General features: G+C 74.0%; 10 protein-coding genes and 1 CRISPR repeat array. Of the genes, 7 read left to right on the top strand and 3 right to left on the bottom strand.

Annotation, left to right across the window (positions count from 1 at the left end; genetic code table 11):
* Window positions 1–151: 151 nt before the first annotated feature.
* The 6 genes from ACFO4E_RS23620 to ACFO4E_RS23595 all read left to right on the top strand — a co-directional run bounded on the left by ACFO4E_RS23620 (window position 152) and on the right by ACFO4E_RS23595 (window position 8,490).
* A complete protein-coding gene (locus ACFO4E_RS23620) occupies window positions 152–2,632 on the top strand; it encodes a glycoside hydrolase family 2 protein (protein WP_378578366.1) in 2,481 nt (826 codons plus the stop codon).
* A gap of 133 nt (window positions 2,633–2,765) precedes the next feature.
* Window positions 2,766–3,611 (top strand): aldo/keto reductase, encoded by an 846-nt coding sequence (locus ACFO4E_RS23615; protein WP_378578418.1) that lies wholly within the window; start codon window positions 2,766–2,768, stop codon window positions 3,609–3,611.
* A 391-nt stretch (window positions 3,612–4,002) separates the two neighbouring features.
* Window positions 4,003–4,878: a methyltransferase domain-containing protein gene (locus ACFO4E_RS23610; RefSeq protein WP_378578364.1), complete on the top strand. Its 876-nt coding sequence runs from the start codon at window positions 4,003–4,005 to the stop codon at window positions 4,876–4,878.
* 44 nt (window positions 4,879–4,922) lie between these two features.
* A complete protein-coding gene (locus ACFO4E_RS23605) occupies window positions 4,923–5,750 on the top strand; it encodes a MoaF C-terminal domain-containing protein (protein WP_378578362.1) in 828 nt (275 codons plus the stop codon).
* Window positions 5,747–7,363 (top strand): FAD-binding oxidoreductase, encoded by a 1,617-nt coding sequence (locus ACFO4E_RS23600; protein ID WP_378578361.1) that lies wholly within the window; start codon window positions 5,747–5,749, stop codon window positions 7,361–7,363. Before ACFO4E_RS23605 ends, ACFO4E_RS23600 begins: the two co-directional genes overlap by 4 nt.
* On the top strand, window positions 7,360–8,490 hold the full coding sequence (locus ACFO4E_RS23595; RefSeq protein WP_378578359.1) for a glycine amidinotransferase: 1,131 nt from the start codon (window positions 7,360–7,362) through the stop codon (window positions 8,488–8,490). The genes ACFO4E_RS23600 and ACFO4E_RS23595 overlap by 4 nt, the downstream gene beginning before the upstream one ends.
* A 7-nt stretch (window positions 8,491–8,497) precedes the next feature.
* Here ACFO4E_RS23595 and ACFO4E_RS23590 read toward each other — a convergent pair whose 3' ends face one another.
* Window positions 8,498–9,697 carry a cytochrome P450 gene (locus tag ACFO4E_RS23590; RefSeq protein WP_378578358.1) on the bottom strand — a complete coding sequence of 400 codons (1,200 nt, stop codon included), beginning with the start codon at window positions 9,695–9,697 and terminating at the stop codon, window positions 8,498–8,500.
* 265 nt (window positions 9,698–9,962) lie between these two features.
* On the opposite strand from ACFO4E_RS23590, the gene ACFO4E_RS23585 reads away from it, so the two are divergent.
* The gene (locus tag ACFO4E_RS23585; RefSeq protein WP_378578356.1) at window positions 9,963–11,336 is read left to right on the top strand and encodes a DUF1254 domain-containing protein; all 1,374 of its coding nucleotides are present in this window, start codon (window positions 9,963–9,965) and stop codon (window positions 11,334–11,336) included.
* Window positions 11,337–11,357: 21 nt separating this feature from the next.
* Here the strand turns inward: ACFO4E_RS23585 and ACFO4E_RS23580 are convergent, their stop codons facing one another.
* Window positions 11,358–14,597 (bottom strand): serine/threonine-protein kinase, encoded by a 3,240-nt coding sequence (locus ACFO4E_RS23580; RefSeq protein WP_378578355.1) that lies wholly within the window; start codon window positions 14,595–14,597, stop codon window positions 11,358–11,360.
* A gap of 670 nt (window positions 14,598–15,267) precedes the next feature.
* Window positions 15,268–15,661: direct repeats of the CRISPR family, unit length 28 nt; unit sequence GGGCCATCCCCGCAGGTGCGGGGCGGAG.
* Between the two features lie 414 nt (window positions 15,662–16,075).
* A complete protein-coding gene (locus ACFO4E_RS23575; protein WP_378578353.1) occupies window positions 16,076–16,453 on the bottom strand; it encodes a YybH family protein in 378 nt (125 codons plus the stop codon).
* Window positions 16,454–16,488: the final 35 nt, after the last annotated feature.

The raw sequence follows: 16,488 nt of genomic DNA, 5'->3' as shown, positions 1-16,488 counted from the left end.
GGGCACCCCTGCCCGATCCCGCCGGCCGCCCGGAAGTGCTGGCCCCTCCACGGGCGGCCCGATCACCCGAACGCGATGGACCCGCCCCCGGACCCGGCCCGATGGCCGGTCGGCCGGGCGCCGGCGCCCCACGACGAAAGGACACCCCCCTGTGTGGTTCGACCTGCACTCCGGCTGGACCGTCCGACCCACCGGTGAGGCCGCGGTCCCCCCGGACATCGCGGCGGCGCTGGCCGAGGGCGTGGCGGCGGAGGTGCCCGGCTGCGTGCACACCGACCTCCTGCGCGCCGGGCTGATCCCCGACCCCTACCTGGACCGCAACGAGGACGACGTCGCCTGGATGGGGCACGCCGACTGGCACTACGCGACCTCCTTCGACGCCCCTGAGGCCGCCTTCGCCGCCGGATCGGTCGCCGAACTCGTCTTCGCGGGCTTGGACACGGTGGCCGAGATCGAACTGAACGGCGAAGCGCTGGGGTCGACGTCCAACATGCACCGGCCCCACCGGTTCGACGTCGGCGCCCGGCTGCGCGCGGGCCGCAACACGCTCTCGGTCACCTTCCGGTCGGCGATCCGGCACGCCGAGGCCCGCCGCGCCGAACTGGGCGACCTGCCCTCCGGCGGCAACGACCAGCCCTACACCTTCATCCGCAAGACGGCGTGCAACTTCGGCTGGGACTGGGGGCCGGCGCTGGTCACCGCGGGGCTGTGGAAGCGGTGCGGCCTGCACGTGTGGGACACCGCACGGCTGTCGGGGGTACGGCCGCTGGTCGGCGTCGCCGGCGGCGCGGGCACGGTGGAGGTCCGGGCGGCGGTGGCGCGGGCCGGATCCGCGGGAGGGGACCCGGACCCGCTCGTGCTGCGCGCGCGGGTCGACGGCGTGGAGGCGGCGGCCCCCGTGCCCGCGGGCGACAGGACGGGCGCCGAGGCCGCGGTCGGGCTGCGCGTTCCCGACCCCCGGCTGTGGTGGCCGCACAGCCTGGGCGGGCAGCCGCTGTCGCGGCTGGAGGTGTGGCTGGAGGCGGCCGACGGCACCGTGCTCGACACCTGGAGCCGGGAGATCGGGTTCCGCGACATCGAGCTGCGCCGGGGCGCCGATGCCATCGGCGCCGAGTTCACGGTGGTGGTGAACGGCACCCCGATGTTCGTTCGCGGCGCGAACTGGATCCCCGACGACTGCTTCCCCACGCGCGTGGACGCCGGCCGCTACGAGCGGCGGGTGGTCCAGGCGCGCGACGCCGGCATCGACCTGCTGCGGGTGTGGGGCGGCGGGATCTACGAGAGCGACGACTTCTACGCCGCGTGCGACCGCAACGGCGTGCTGGTCTGGCAGGACTTCCTGTTCGCGTGCGGCGCCTACCCCGAGGACGGCGGCACCCGCGCCGAGGTCGAGGCCGAGGCGCGGCACAACGTGACGCGGCTGGCGGCCCACCCCAGCCTCGCCGTGTGGTGCGGCAACAACGAGAACTACATGGGGCGCCACCACTGGGGGTGGGAGGAGGCCCTGGCCGGGCGGCCCTGGGGCGCGCACTACTACGAGGAGCTGCTGCCCGCCGTCGTGGCCGAACTCGACCCCACGCGCCCCTATGTGCCGGGCACCCCGTTCTCCACCGGGCCCGCGCACGACTCGCTCGACGACGACCACGGCTGCGTACACCTGTGGGAGCAGTGGAACCGGCGCGATTTCACCACCTACCGGGAGCACGTGCCGCGGTTCGTCTCGGAGTTCGGCTGGCAGGCGCCGCCGGCGTGGGCCACGCTGACGGCGGCGGTGCACGACTCCCCGCTGGCCCCCGACTCCCCCGGCGTGCTGCACCACCAGAAGGCGCAGGACGGCAACGGCAAGTTGGAGCGCGGCCTGACCGCGCACTTCGGGACCGTCACGGGCGTCGACGACTGGCACTACCTGGCCCAGGTCGTCCAGGCACGGGCCATCCGCACCGGGATCGAGCACTGGCGCAGCCACCGGCCGCGCTGCATGGGGACCATCGTGTGGCAGCTCAACGACTGCTGGCCGGTGACCTCGTGGTCCGCGGTCGACTCCGCGGAGCACCGCAAGCCCCTGTGGTACGCGCTGCGCGCGGCCTACGCCGACCGGCTGCTGACCATCCAGCCCCGCGACGGCGGGCTGTCGGTGATCGCGGTCAACGACGCGGCGGAGCCGTGGACGGCCGAGGTCCGGCTGCGCCGGATGTCGGCCGACGGCGCGCGGGCCGCCGAGGCGGTGCTGCCGCTGGCGGCGGCCGCGCGCGCCACCGCCGCTGCGGCGGTCCCCGCGGCCTTCATCGGCGCCGACCCCGCCACGGAGTTCCTGGTCGCCGACGCCGGGGAGCGGCGCGCCCTGTGGTTCTTCACGGAGGACCGCCACCTGCGCCATCCCGCGCCCGCCTACGACGCGGCGGTGCGCGACACGGGTGGCGGGCACGAGGTGACCGTCACCGCCCGCACGCTGCTGCGCGACCTGGCCGTGTTCGCCGACCGGCTGCACCCGGCGGCGGAGTCGGACCGGTGCCTGGAGACCCTGCTGCCGGGCGAGACCCGCACCATCCGCGTCACCTCCCCCGAACCGCTCGACCACCGTGCCCTCACCCGCTCCCCCGTCCTGCGCGTCGCCGGGGACCACAGGGGGTAGCCGGGGGCGGGCGGCGCACGGCCGGCTTCGGGGATCCGGCGACACGGGCCCCGGTCCCGCCGCCGCAGCGGTGGTCCGGGCTAGCGTAGGCGCTGTGACCAGCCCCAGCCTTGTGCTGAACAACGGCGTCGAGATGCCGGTTCTCGGATTCGGCGTCTACCAGACCCCGCCGGAGCAGACCGCGGCCGCCGTCGAGACGGCGCTGTCGGTCGGCTACCGGCACGTCGACACCGCGTCCGCCTACGGCAACGAGCGCGAGGTCGGTGCGGCGATCCGCCGCTCCGGCCTCGACCGCTCGGAGGTCTTCGTCGAGACCAAGGTCTGGATCAGCGACTACGGGTACGACGAGACGCTGCACGCCTTCGACAAGAGCGCGGGCAAGCTCGGGCTCGACCGGATCGACCTGCTGATCCTGCACCAGGCCGTGCCGGGCGACTTCGACCGCACCATCGCGGCCTACCAGGCGCTGGAGCGGCTGCTGGCCGACGGCAGGGTGCGGGCGATCGGGGTCAGCAACTTCATGCCCGGCCACCTCAGGCGGCTCCTGGCCGAGACCGGGGTCGTGCCCGCGGTGAACCAGATCGAGGTGCACCCCTACTTCCGCCAGTCCGAGCTGCTCGCCTTCGACGCCGAGCACGGGATCCGCGACCAGGCGTGGTCGCCGATCGGCGGCATCACCTTCTACCGCGCCGGGCGCACGGGCTCCACGCTGGAGGACCCGGTCATCGGCGGGATCGCCCGGGCCTGCGGCAGGACCCCCGCGCAGGTCATGCTCCGCTGGCACATCCAGCAGGAGCGGCAGGCGATTCCGAAGTCGGTCACGCCGTCGCGGATCGCGGAGAACTTCGACGTGTTCGGCTTCGAGCTCACCGCCGGCCAGCTCGCCTCCATCGACGCACTCGACACCGGCCTGCGCGGCGGCCCCGCACCCGAGGCCGTCACGCGGGAGGACTTCTGGATCGACGTCCCCGAGCCCTGATAGCGCCCGGGCCCGATGCTCGCACCCGCGCAGGGCGGGCGGCACCGGGGAACACCCAGGTTCAGATAGCGTCAAAAATGCACACATCGCGGATTATCACCGCCGAAACGACCAATTATTCACCCTTTTCCGTGCGGCCGGAAAACCCGAATCAAGCGACCTGCCCGAGATTATGAAAAATGCATCCGGGTACAATGTCGGTGAATCGCCCATGGCCTCGCGAATAAGATCGGGATTTCAGCAGTAACCTCGTCGACGTGCGGAGGTGCCGTTGTCGGACGGTCTCCCCATCCCCAGGAACACGGCGCAGGAACCCCCCGGAATCCCGGCCGCTCCCGGGACCCCCTCTCCCCACGACACCCTCTCCCAGGTACCGCGCTGGCATTTCGCCATGGTGAACGACACCGAACGCAACGACCGGTTCCGCGACGCCCTGCGCCGCGTGGTCCGCCCCGGCCACACCGTGCTGGACATCGGTGCCGGCACCGGCCTGCTGGGGATGGTCGCCGCCGACCACGGCGCGACAACGGTGGTCTCCTGCGAGGCCGTACCGCCGATCGCCGACGCGGCGCGGCGGATCGTCGCCGCCAACGGCCACGGCACCGCGGTGCGCGTGGTCGCCAAGCACTCGACCGACCTCCGCGTGGGGGTGGACCTGCCCCGGCGCGCGGACGTCATCGTCACCGAGACCGTGGACTACGGCCTCTTGGGCGAGGCGACCCTGCCCACCGTCCGGCACGCCCGCCGCGAGCTGCTGCGCCCCGGCGGGGCCATGGTCCCCTGCTCCGCCCGTCTGGTGGCCACCCTGGTGGACAGCCCCGCCGTGTCCGGGCTGAACCACGTCGAACGGGCGTGCGGGTACGACGTCTCCCTCTTCAACGCCTTCCGCACCCCGGGCTACTTCCCGGTATGGCTCGCCCGGCACCCGCACCGGCGGCTCACCGGGGAGCACGTCGTGGCCGGCTTCGATTTCCGCCGCGACGACCTGCTCCCCGGGGAACGCGTCTCGGTCCTGCCAGTGGCGGCGCCGGGAACCTGTCACGGGGTCGCGTTCTGGTTCGAACTCGACCTCACCGACGACGTATCGCTGACCAATGCGCCCGGCCGCACGGGCGGCCACTGGCCGCAGGCGTTCTTCGGCCTCCCCCGGCCCGCACCGCTGGCCGCCGGCGAGCACGTCCGCCTCACGGCCGCCTGGACCGACGACGACGTCCGCTTCCGCCTGAGCCCGGAGCGGCGTTCAGCAGAGCAGGCCGCAGGGGCCTGACACCCACCGGACCACCGGTCCGGACGACCGACGAAAGACGCATCATGCCCCCCGACTCCTCCTCAGCGCCCGACCTGCGCTCCCTCTACCTCTCCTACGAGTTCTGCGACGCGGGATTCGACGGCAACCGCCTCCCCCTCAGCGACCGCCTGGCGGGAACCGGGCAGGTGCTCTTCGCGCCCGGTGCGAGCAGCCCCGGCCTCCGGGTGGATTTCACCACCGGTACCGAGCTGACCTGGCAGGACGGCGAAGGCGCCCCACAGCGGAGCGCGTACCGCGCCGTCGAGGTCCGCCCCGGCGTCTTCTACGTCGACTGGTCCCGGCCCGGCGACCGGAGCCGGTCGGTCTCCCTGGTCCTCGATGTCCCCGGAGCCCGCGCGTCGGTGCTCCGCAGCGCGCTGCCCGGGGCCGCCGACGCCCGCGCCGGCCTGTACGAGCGCATCCTCGACCGCGACGACCTCAGCGCCGTCGACGTCGACGTGCGGGGGATGGGCATCGGCCGGCCTCCGCCGGCCGACCCGCACCCTCGCTCCACCGACCTCGTGGGGCGCCGGGTGCTGTGCGCGTACGGCAGCAGCACCCTGGAGCACGTCTACCTCAACGAGCACCTCTTCTGCTGGCACGTGGTGTCCGGCGGCGGCGCGGGAGCCGCCGATGTCGACCCCTGCGCCCATTACCGGATCGCCGACGACCTGTACCTGCTGGTGTGGCGCGAGAAGCTGGCCCCCGCCGTCGGCATGGTGCTGCTGGACTTCGCCCGGCGGCGGTCCACGGGCAAGCTCTTCTACGACCGGCTGACGGAACCGGGCACCATCACCGACTACCTCGTGGGGGCCGAGCTGACCGTGCTCAACCACACCCGGTACCCGTGACCACGCCCGAACCGGCCGTGGCGGGCGGATCCGCCGGCTCCGGCACCGCGTACGCCAGGGCCGTGCGCGAGTGGCGCGCGGTCCTCGGCGACGCGCACGTCCATACCGACCGCGACACGCTCGACCGCGCCGGCGCGGCCACCTACCACACAGGCCGGCGCCCCGTCGGGGTCATCCGGCCGGGCAGCCGCGACGAGGTCCGCGCCTGCCTCCGGATCGCGGCCCGCCACCGGGTCCCGGTGTACCCGGTCAGCACCGGGCGCAACTGGGGCTACGGCTCGGCGGTCCCGGTGCGCGACGGCTGCGTGCTGATGCCGCTGTCCCGGATGGACCGCATCACCGACTTCGACGAACGGCTCGCCTACGCGACCGTGGAACCCGGCGTGACCCAGCGCCAGCTCCACGACTTCCTGCGGGAGCACGGCTCGCGGCTGACGTTCAGCACCACCGGAAGCACGCCCGACTCCAGCCTCATGGGCAACGTGCTCGAACGGGGACTCGGCGAAGGCCGCAACGGCGACCGCTTCTCGCACGTCTGCGGCATGGAGGTCGTGCTCGCCACAGGGGAGCGCCTGTGCACCGGCTTCTCCGGGCACCCGAAGGCCACCACCGGCCCGCTCCACCGCTGGGGCGTGGGCCCCTGGCTGGACGGGCTGTTCACCCAGTCCAACCTCGGCGTCGTCACCCGGATGACACTGTGGCTGACCCCGCTGCCCGCGCGTGCGACCGCCTTCACCTTCCGGGCGGCCCCGGGGCCGGCGCTGGCCGCCGTCGTCGACGCGGTGCGCGGACTGCGCCTGCACACCGTGCTGAACAGCGGTTTCGTCATCGCCAACGACATCCGGGAGATCGCGGCGCGGCAGCAGTACCCGTGGGACCTGGCGGGCGGCCGCACACCGCTGCCGGACGCCGTCCGCCAGGGGCTCCGGCGGACCTGGGACGTGGGCGCCTGGAACGGCGAAGGCGTCCTGCACGCGGCCGGCGACCGCCACGCCGACGCGCTGCGGGGGCTGGTGGCCGACGCGCTGGGAGGCCGCGTGGCGGACCTGCGCTTCCGCGAGACCGACCCCGCCGCGGCCGGCGCGCCCACCGAGCGGCACCTGGCCATGGCCTACTGGCGCGGTCGTACACCGCCGCCGGCCGGCGGCGCCGACCTGGACCGCGACCGCTGCGGACTCATCTGGGCCTGCCCCACGATGCCCCTCGACGGCGCCCACGTCACCGCCGCCGTCCACGAGCTGGAGAAGATCGCCGCCGAGCACGGGTTCGAACCAAACATCGGGCTCAACTCGGCCTGCGACCGGACCCTCGTCGCCACCGCCGCCATCGCCTACGACCGCCAGGTGCCCGGGGAGGACGCCCGCGCCCTGAGCGCGTACGAGGAGACCCAGCGGCGGATGGCGGCGGCGGGCTACCCCTCCTACCGGCTCAGCACGCACGCGATGGCGCACGCCCCGCCCACCGACGACGACCGCCCCGCGGTGCTGCACCGGCTGAAGACCGCGTTGGACCCGGCGGACGTGCTCTCCCCGGGCCGCTACGACCTCCGCCACATGTGGCCGGGGCCGGCAGGCGACCCGGCCGCCCACGACCCAGCGGGAGCAGGCGCATGACCGTCAACAGCTACGACGAGTGGTCGCCCCTGGAGGAGGTCATCGTCGGTTCCGGTGCCAGCTACGAAGGCCACGACCTCGACGTCTCCTTCAAGCTGTTCTTCCACGACGAGGCGTACTCCGCCTTCTACTACCCCAGCTACGGGCCGGGCGCGGGGGCGGCCTCCCCGCGCTCCCGCGGCGTCAAGGCGCGCTACGTCGAGGAGCTCGGCGAGGACCTGCACGATTTCGCGACCGCGCTGCGCCAGATGTCCGTCACCGTGCACCGGCCGATGCCCCTGAGCGGGGTCGACGCGTTCCGCACACCGTCGTGGGAGGCCACGGGGGTCCCGGCGCTCAACGTGCGCGACCAGGTCCTCATCCTCGGCGACGAGATCATCGAGACCCCGCCCCAGGTGCGCGCCCGGTACTTCGAGAACGACCTGCTCAAGCCGGTCTTCTACGACTACCTCCGGCGCGGTGCGCGCTGGACCGCGATGCCCCGCCCGATCATGACCGACCGCTCCTTCGACACCTCCTACGTCTCCGGCCAGGGCACCCCCGCCCTCCAGGAGATCGGCGATCCCGCGGCGTCACCCTACGACGTCGGCTTCGAGATGATGTTCGACGCCGCGCAATGCGTCCGCTTCGGCCGGGACGTCATCGTCAACGTGTCGACCGAGAACCATCGCCTGGCCGTCCGCTGGCTGCGCCGCCACTGCGGCGACCGGTTCCGCTTCCACGTCCTCGACCGGTTCGCCGACAACCACATCGACAGCCTGGTGCTCCCCCTGCGGCCGGGCACCCTGCTGCTGCGCAACCCCGCTGTGGCCGAGGCGCTGCCGGAGCCGTTGCGGCGCTGGGACCGGATCTACGCCCCCGAACCCACCGAGAACATCTTCCCGCGCTACGAGGAGGACGACCTCGTCCTGACGAGCAAGTACATCGACCTGAACGTGCTGTCCGTGGACGAGAACACCGTCATCGCCAACGCGCAGTTCCCGGAGCTGGTCACGACCCTGGAACGGCACGGATTCACCGTGGTCCCGCTGCGGCACCGCCACCGGCGGCTGTTCGGCGGCGGCTTCCACTGCTTCACGCTCGACACCGTCCGGCGGGGTTCCGCGCCGCAGGACTACTTCGGCTGACCGGCCGTCACACCTCGACCCGCAACTCGACGGGGCTGCGCAGGTTGTAGCCGGGCCCCCACCCCGGCTCCGCGGTCAGCCGCAGGTTCGGCGCGCGTTCGGCGAGCGCCTCCAGCACCGCCCGCACCTCCCGCCGCACCAGGTGGACGCCGAGGCAGAAGTGCACCCCGGCGCCCAGTCCCAGATGCGGATTGGGCGAGCGCGTGAGGTCCAGCCGGTCGGGATCGGCGAACCGGCGCGGATCGCGGTCGGCCGATCCGAAGAGCAGCGCGATCTCGGCGCCGCGCGGGATCCGGACGCCGTCGAGGTCGATGTCCTCCAGCGCCCACCGCTCGAACATGTGGATCGGGGAGTCGTAGCGGATCAGCTCCTCCAGCGCGGTGGGCATCAGCTCGGGGGTCCGCCCCAGCAGCCGCCACTGATCGGGGTGGTGCAGCAGCGTCAGCACCGCCATGGTGACCATGCGCCTGCCGGAGTCCAGTCCACCGGTGAGGAGCATCGCCGCACTGCACACCAGTTCCTGCTCGCTGATGCCGCCGCCGCGGAGGGCCGCCACCATGCTCCCCATCACGCCCGGGTGGTCCGGGGGCGTGTGCCGCGCCAGCCGGCGCAGATAGGAGTCGAACTCCGCGGACGCCCGGACCGCGTCCGCCGCGTCGCGCGCGCTGTGGTTGGGGACGAACAGTCCGCTGATGCCGGACGCCCACGGGGCCATCAGGTGCCGGTCGTCTTCAGGCACGCCGACGATGTCGCAGATGAGAGCCAGCGCCAGCGGCTCGGCCACGACGGAGAGCAGGTCACCGCCGCCGCGCCGCACGAGGTCGTCGACCAGGGACCGGGCCAGGGTGTCGCACCGGGGGCCCAGCGCGTCCACCGCGCGCACCGTGAACGGCGGTCCCAGCAGGCGGCGCAGTCGGGTGTGGTCCGGCGGCTCGGCGTCCAGGCTCCCGAAGTTCAGCCGCCAGAACGGCTCCTGCCACCGCGGCGCCGGGGCGCGGCCCATGTCCTCGTCGGTGGCCGCATGCAGGTAGGAGCGCACCACCCGGGGGTCGCGCAGGCAGCGGCCGACATCCTCGTGCCGGGAGACCAGCCACTGGTCGGTGGCGGAGTAGTAGTGCACCGGATGGCGGTCGCGCAATTCGGTGTAGCCGGCGAACGGGTCGGCGATGAATTCGGGGGACCAGGGATCGAACAGGATCGGATTCACGGGCTTCTCCTGAAGCGCCCGGCCGAAGGCACGACGACGCCGAAATCCCTGCAATGTGCCACGGATCTATGACTCATTGTAGTGACGAATTCGCGGTTACCGGGCGGTTCGCTTGGGATGGTCCGCGTAACCGCAGGTCACAGACGCGAAAAGGTGTCGTCAAGACGCCCTCCCGGCTGGTGCCCGCGGGCGGCCCGGCTGCGAATGTGGGGAGGGGGCAGCCCGCCGTCGCAGCAGGAGCGGGCCCGACACCGGGAGCCACACGATGCCGCGGAACGCGCTACAGGACCTGGCGGCCGACGCCTACGTCTACGGTTTTCCGCTGGTCTTCGACCTCACGCAGGTCATGAGGCTGGTCCGCGACGGCGTGGGCACCCTGCCGCCCGCGCGGTTCAACACCTTCGCCCACGCGCGCACCCTCAGCGGCCCCGAGGACGCCTTCGTCGCCGTCAACAACGACGTCGTCCACTCCGTCGCCCAGCTCGACCTCTCGGCCGGCCCGCTGATGCTGCACGTGCCCCCGACGGGGGGCGCCTACTACGTGCTGCAGTTCGTCGACGCTTGGACCAATGCCTTCGCCTACGTGGGCCGGCGGACCACCGGCACCCGGGAGGCGGACTACCTCGTGGTCCCGCCCGGGTGGCGGGGGGAGCCTCCCCCGGGGGTCGGGGTCATCGAGGCGCCGACGGCGATCGCGAGCATCGTGGGCAGGTTCGCCTGCAACGGGGAGGAGGACCTGGCCCGCGTCGCCTCCCTCCAGCGGCGCCTCACCCTGACCCCCATCGACGGCAGGCGCCGGCCGCGGGGCATCCCGCCGGGGACGCCCGGGGTGGCCTCCGGCCTGGAGTTCTTCGAGCGGCTGCGCACGTGGATGGCGGCGTTCCCGCCGCCCAAATCCGACCAGGCGTACCAGCGCCGGTTCGTCCCCCTGGGCCTGTGCGACAGCGTGTCGCCGTTCGTGTCCCCCGACCCCGAGCGCGCCGCCGTGCTGCGCGCGGGCCTGCGCGACGGCCAGCGCCGGGTGGAGGAGGCCACCCGCCCCGCCCCCGGGGCGGATCCGGGGGCGTGGAGGGCCGGCCTGCACCTGTTCGACTACAACTGCGAGCACCTGGGGCCGGGCACCGTCGACAGCCCGAAGTGGCGTATCGCCGACCGCGACCGCGCCCGCCTGGTGCGCGCGGTGGCCGCGCACACCGACCTGTGGGGCAACCACGGCTATGAGGCGGTCTACGCCCACACCCTCACCGACTCCGCGGGCCGCCCGCTGGACGGCCGCAACTCCTACACGCTGCGGTTCGAGGTCCCGCCCCCGGTCGAGGCGTTCTGGTCGCTCTCGCTGTACACCGAGCCGGAGGGGCACCTGGTCGACAACCCGATCCAGCGCCACTCGATCGGGGACCGCACCCCCGGTCTGCGCACCGCCCGGGACGGGTCGATCACCGTGTACCTGCGGCACGACCGCCCCTCCGGCCTGGAGGCCGACAACTGGCTCCCCACGCCGGCGGGCGCCTTCCGGCCGATGATCCGCCTCTACCAGCCCCACGCGTCGGTGCTGGACGGCGGCTACCGCCTGCCGGCCATCACCCCGACCAGCCCGCACCGCCGCGGCAGGCACGCGGGCCGGCCCCGCCCCTTCTGACCGGCCCGCGGGGACGGGCGGTCACGCCTGGTCGGGGGCGTCGGGGCCGGGTGTACCCCGCGGCGGGGTGCGCTGCGCGGGCGTGATCTGTGTGGGCGCGTCGGCACCGGGGTGCGGCGGCACGGCGCGGGTGGCGGAGTCGTCGGCCGCTGGCGGCCGCACCCGGGTGGCGTCGGTGTCCGCGGGCTGCACCCGGGTGGGGTCCGCCCCGACGCGCGTGGCGTCCGGCTCGACGCGGGTGGGGTCCACCCCGATGCGCGTGGCATCGGGTTCGACGCGGGTGGGCGTTGCCTGGAGCCTGGTCGGATCGGCCTGCACGCGGGTCGGGTCCGGCTGGATCCGGGTCGGGGGGTAGCCCGGAGCCGGGGTGCCGGCCCCCGGGGCCGGGTACCCGGGCGGCGGCGGGGTCCAGGCACCCGCGACGGGCGCCGGCGGACCGGGGTAGGGCGTAGCGCCCGGCACTCCGGCGGCGTAACCGGGGTGGGGCGTCGCACCGGGGTGGGGCGTGGCACCGGGCATCCCCGCCGCGTGGCCGGGATAGGGCGTGGGGGTCGCGTGCGGCGGCATCGGGGTCGGGTGGCCGTAGCCCGGGTAGGCGGCGGGGACGGCCGCGGGGGCCGACCGGATGCGGCGGTACGCCAGCCGCTCGCACAGCCAGACGGCGAAGCCGTAGGAGCCGGGCACCAGCAGCAGCCCGATCCAGGTCGCCGCCACCGGGTGGTCCAGCACCAGCCAGCTGGAGATCCCGCCGAACCCCGAGACGCCGACCGACGGGAAGGCGGACTCGATCCCGGGGAGCAGCAGCACCTCGCCGATCACCCCGATGTAGATGAGGTGCCCGCCCATCGGCCGCCACAGCAGGTAGGCGACCGCCCCGTACGCCAGCGCCGCAGGCAGGACGGCCACGCTGAGCAGCGAGAAGACCCCGGACACCTCCGCGGCGGTACCGGTCGCCTCGGCTCCGAAGTCGTCCAGTGACGCAGCGGCCACCATGATCGCCCACAGGGGCAGCCAGACGGCCACGCCGATACCGGCGATGCCCGCGGCGGCCTGGGCCGGGGCACCGCGGCCGGCCAGCAGCGGACGGGCGATGCGCCGACCGGGGTCCCGGGGCAGCGCCACGAGTAGCCAGACGAACAGCACGGGCACCGCCAGGCCGGCGATCAGCAACGGCGCCCATCCGGTCTCGCCCATGCCGCTCACGGCGTCGACCATGGGGCCCACGATGAAGCCGGGGATCAGTGTCGAAAGGCCGGGCAGGGACGGCGCGAACGTGCCGTAGCCGATCGCGACCACCGAGCCGACCAGGGCCGCGCCCGCCCTGCGCCGCGGGGGGAGCGCGGCGAGCCCGAGCGCCATCAGCAACAGGATCGGCCAGATGACGGCCTGGTGCGCGAGCAGGGTCCCGTACTCCGAGGCGTCGGGGTAGGAGGGGTGGGCCGGCTGCGGGTAGTCGCCCGCGCGCAGGATGCCCGCCCACGCCGTCGCGGCCGTGGTCCAGAGCAGGAAGGACAGGAAGAACACCCGCGCCGCGCCCGCTCCGAGCCAGGTCCCCGGGGAGAGCAGGTGGCGGCGCCACTGCGGTGCCGCGGCACGCGCGTAGGGCGCGGCCAGCCGGGCCAGCACCAGGTCGCTGCGCCCTTGGTCGGTGCCCGGATCGGCGCGCATCGCGCGCAGCGCGACCTGGCGCCACCACGGTACGGCGACGGCACCCCAGACCCGCAGCACGGCCTGGACCGCGGGGCCCCGGGCGGGCTCGTCGACGGTCTCGATGGCGGCGGCGACGGCACGGTCGCGCTCCGCGGGGGGCGGGCGCAGGCCCAGCCCGGCCGCCGCGGACAGCGCGGCGTCCACGACGGGGCGGGTCCGCAGCCCGATGTTCTCCAGCCGGGCGCAGCGCTGCGCGCAGCCGGGGTGGCCGCAGCGGTGCGCGGCCGTGATGAGCGGGATCTCGTTGAGGATGATCTCGCTCAGGAGCTGGTGGTCGTCGGGGCCGCCCGCGGCGAGGCGCCGCAGGCCGTCGGCGTCGACCTCGCGCCCCCGGTACAGCGGGACCTGGTCGCGGAGGTAGCCGGCGGCGAACGCGGTGAGCGCCACCGCGGCCTGCTCGGCGGAGCCGAGCATGCGCAGGTAGTCGCGGTCGTAGACGGTGTCGCCGATGTCGTCGAGCCAGTCGCGGAGCTTGCCTGCGCCGTCCGAGCGCAGCCACTGCTCGGCTCGGGCGCCGTGCTCGCGGAACAACTGGGCGAGGTGCGGGGGTTCGTGGACGCTCATCCCGGCGAAGGTGATGGGGCGCCGGGCCGAGGTGGCGCGCACCGGTTCGGCGGGCAGGACCGATCCGGTGTCGGCGACCGGCACGCTCCAGCCGGCGTCGATGACGCGGGTCGCGACGCGCGTCATGTGCTCCTGGGCGGCGGGGGCGCCGGCGTCGACGGCCTCGCCGGTGATGGCGGAGAACGCCTCCTCGGCGCCGGGGCGCTGGGCGGGGTCGCGGTGGAGGGCGCGCTCGATGATGGCGTGCAGGGCGGCGGGCAGGTGGTCGGCGGCGCTATCGGCGTCCTCGTTGACCGTGCGGTAGCGCAGCACCTCGACCGGGCCGGTGCCGAAGGGGGGACGGCCGCTGGCGGCCATCGCCACCAGTCCGCCCCAGCAGAATATGTCCGACGCCGGCCCGGCGCGGTGGCCGTCGTAGCGCTCGGGGCTGATCCAGCCCGGCGTGCCCACGACCACGTCCATGCGCGTCATGGACACCTCGTCCAGCGCCTGGGCGATGCCGAAGTCCAGCACCTTGGGGCCCTCGGGCGAGAGGATGACGTTCTCGGGCTTGAGGTCGCGGTGCACGATGCCCTCGCGGTGGATCGCCGCGAGCGCCTCGGCCAGGCCGGCGGCGAACGCCGTGAGGTCGCCGCCGCGCAGCGGCCCGTACTCGGCCAGGTAGGAGCCCAGGGTCGGCCCCGGCACGTAGGAGACCGCGAGCCAGGGGCGCTCGTCGTCGGGCCCCGCCGCGAGCAGGGGGGCGATACAGCGCCCGTGGACCCGCTGGGCGAGGTCGACCTCGCGGGCGAAGCGCGCCCGGTAGCCGGGGTCGGCGGCGTACTCGGCGCGGACGGTCTTGACCGCCGCGGGGTAGCCGGACGCGTCCCGGGCGAAGTAGACGACGCCCATGCCGCCCGCTCCCAGGCGGCCGATGAGCCGGAAGGCACCGATCTCGGCCGGGTCGTCGAGGACGAGGGGAGCCAGCCGGGCTCCGTCGGTTGTCATCGTGGCGCTCCACGGCATGTCGTCGAAGGTCCTGGAGGGGGAAGCCGCCCAGCTTAGCGGGGGCCTATCGGTTATACCGGATGCCGCGCCGCATACCGCACACCCAACGACCGGCGCGCCGCAGGTGACGGGCCCGGCACGGCCACCCCACCCCCTGGCCGCCCCCGCCCGGACCGTCGACGGGGAACCCGCGAAAGCGGTGCACCCGACTTCGGGAGATCACATCGCCGCAGGTCAAGCGGAAACACCGGCCACCCGACCCGGCGCACTCCAACACCTAAGTCCACCGGCCTGCTGCCCGAACTCCACGGACACGCCCGGAACCGCCCCGGAACCCGATCCACGGAAATTCCCTCCCGAATTCCCTCCCGGGCCACACCCCCGGAACCGAGAACAACCCACCACCGGGCCCTTTCGCCCCACGACCGACATCGCCCGCCGGGGCACTGACGACGGTCCAATACGACGCCCACGCCCACGGGCGGGTCACGCCGCGAGATCACGAGCACGGTGGCACAGCGAGCACCGGCCACCGAAGGGTTCGCCCAGTCGCCACGTCACCCGGGCGAACCGGACCGCGCCACCAAACACGCCGGACAACCGCGCAGAGAGCCGCCCCCGCGGGTGCGGGGCGACGATGTCCTCTTCGGAAAGGGCCGCGCCCTTGAGCGGGCCATCCCCGCGCGTGCGGGGCAGAGCGCGAGCGGCGCGAGAGGGACCAGGTGTCGGCCGGGCCATCCCCGCAGGTGCGGGGCGGAGGGTCAGCGGTCGAAGTAGGCGGCGATTTCCCACGGGCCATCCCCGCGCGTGCGGGGCGGAGACGGCGCGGGTGCTGCGGCCGGGCGGGGTGTTCGGGCCATCCCCGCTCGTGCGGGGCGGAGCACCGACGCCGGACCACCGGCCGCTACCAGGGCGGGCCATCCCCGCAGGTGCGGGGCGGAGCCGAACCGAGCCGGTCAGATGATGCCCTTGAGCGGGCCATCCCCGCAGGTGCGGGGCGGAGCCGCCGCCTCCGACGCCGGGCCCGTGCCGAAGAGGGCCATCCCCGCAGGTGCGGGGCGGAGACTAAATGACCTGGGGGTTTACGGCGACCGAATACCGTTCGGGAGCTCCTTGGTGGCGAGGTCCGATCCTAGGCTAGCCGTAGATGCGAACCCCCGTCTCCAGGGCTTGTTGTGAGTTCGGCGGGGACATGTCGCCACCGGAGCGCCTGCGGGCCGGGACGCCATGACCGCGTTCCGCGCAGCGCCGGAATTGCGCTCCCAGAGGCACGTCCGCGCAGCCTCGACACGGCCGCGCACCTACACGCCGACCGACCACCGACCACCGACCACCGACAGCACGCTCGGGACCGCACAACCGGATCGGTGCCGGCGCGCTCGTGGCGGACCATGCCGGGCCGGGGCCCGGCCGCTCCACCGGGCGGTGTCGGCCGGAAACCGGCGTGATCTCCGGCCGCGTCGAGGCACCGGCCGGCGTTACGCCGTCCCCATCGGGTTGTCGACGGCGTAGCGCCAGGTGCCGTCGGCGGCCCGGCGGGCGATGTCGGTCGCGGTCCCCGAGATCGCGACATGGTCACCGTCCGGGCGGTGGCCGCTGATCGTCCAATCGACGATGAGGAGTGCGACGTCCTCCGTCTGGTACACATGGCGCGGGCGCACGTCGATCGGTACGCGCAGCGACATGTGCGCCAGAAGCGCCTGCCGGAGTCCGTCCCCCTGCGCGGGCGCCCCGGGCTCGGGCACCAGTACGGCGCCCGGCTCGTACATCTCCGCCACCGCGTCGACGTCCCAGCTGTTGAACCGTGCGGCGAACGCGCCGGGGACCTCGTGCGGGGTCCGTGCCGTCGGATGCATGGCGATTCGTCCTCTCATGGGCTATCCCTGGGTGG

The organism is Nocardiopsis mangrovi (assembly GCF_042653925.1).
In the GTDB taxonomy this organism is placed as follows: Bacteria; Actinomycetota; Actinomycetes; order Streptosporangiales; family Streptosporangiaceae; genus Nocardiopsis_B; species Nocardiopsis_B mangrovi.
Note: the sequence above shows the minus strand (reverse complement) of the source record. Positions and strands in the feature narration are given on the sequence as shown.

Excerpts from the sequence above, each read along its gene's own strand:
- ACFO4E_RS23610 (WP_378578364.1), top strand. The coding sequence starts at position 4,003 with ATGGTGAACGACACCGAACGCAACGACCGGTTCCGCGACGCCCTGCGC.
- ACFO4E_RS23580 (WP_378578355.1), bottom strand. The coding sequence starts at position 14,597 with ATGACAACCGACGGAGCCCGGCTGGCTCCCCTCGTCCTCGACGACCCG.
- ACFO4E_RS23605 (WP_378578362.1), top strand. The coding sequence starts at position 4,923 with ATGCCCCCCGACTCCTCCTCAGCGCCCGACCTGCGCTCCCTCTACCTC.
- ACFO4E_RS23585 (WP_378578356.1), top strand. The coding sequence starts at position 9,963 with ATGCCGCGGAACGCGCTACAGGACCTGGCGGCCGACGCCTACGTCTAC.
- ACFO4E_RS23615 (WP_378578418.1), top strand. The coding sequence starts at position 2,766 with ATGCCGGTTCTCGGATTCGGCGTCTACCAGACCCCGCCGGAGCAGACC.
- ACFO4E_RS23595 (WP_378578359.1), top strand. The coding sequence starts at position 7,360 with ATGACCGTCAACAGCTACGACGAGTGGTCGCCCCTGGAGGAGGTCATC.
- ACFO4E_RS23575 (WP_378578353.1), bottom strand. The coding sequence starts at position 16,453 with ATGCATCCGACGGCACGGACCCCGCACGAGGTCCCCGGCGCGTTCGCC.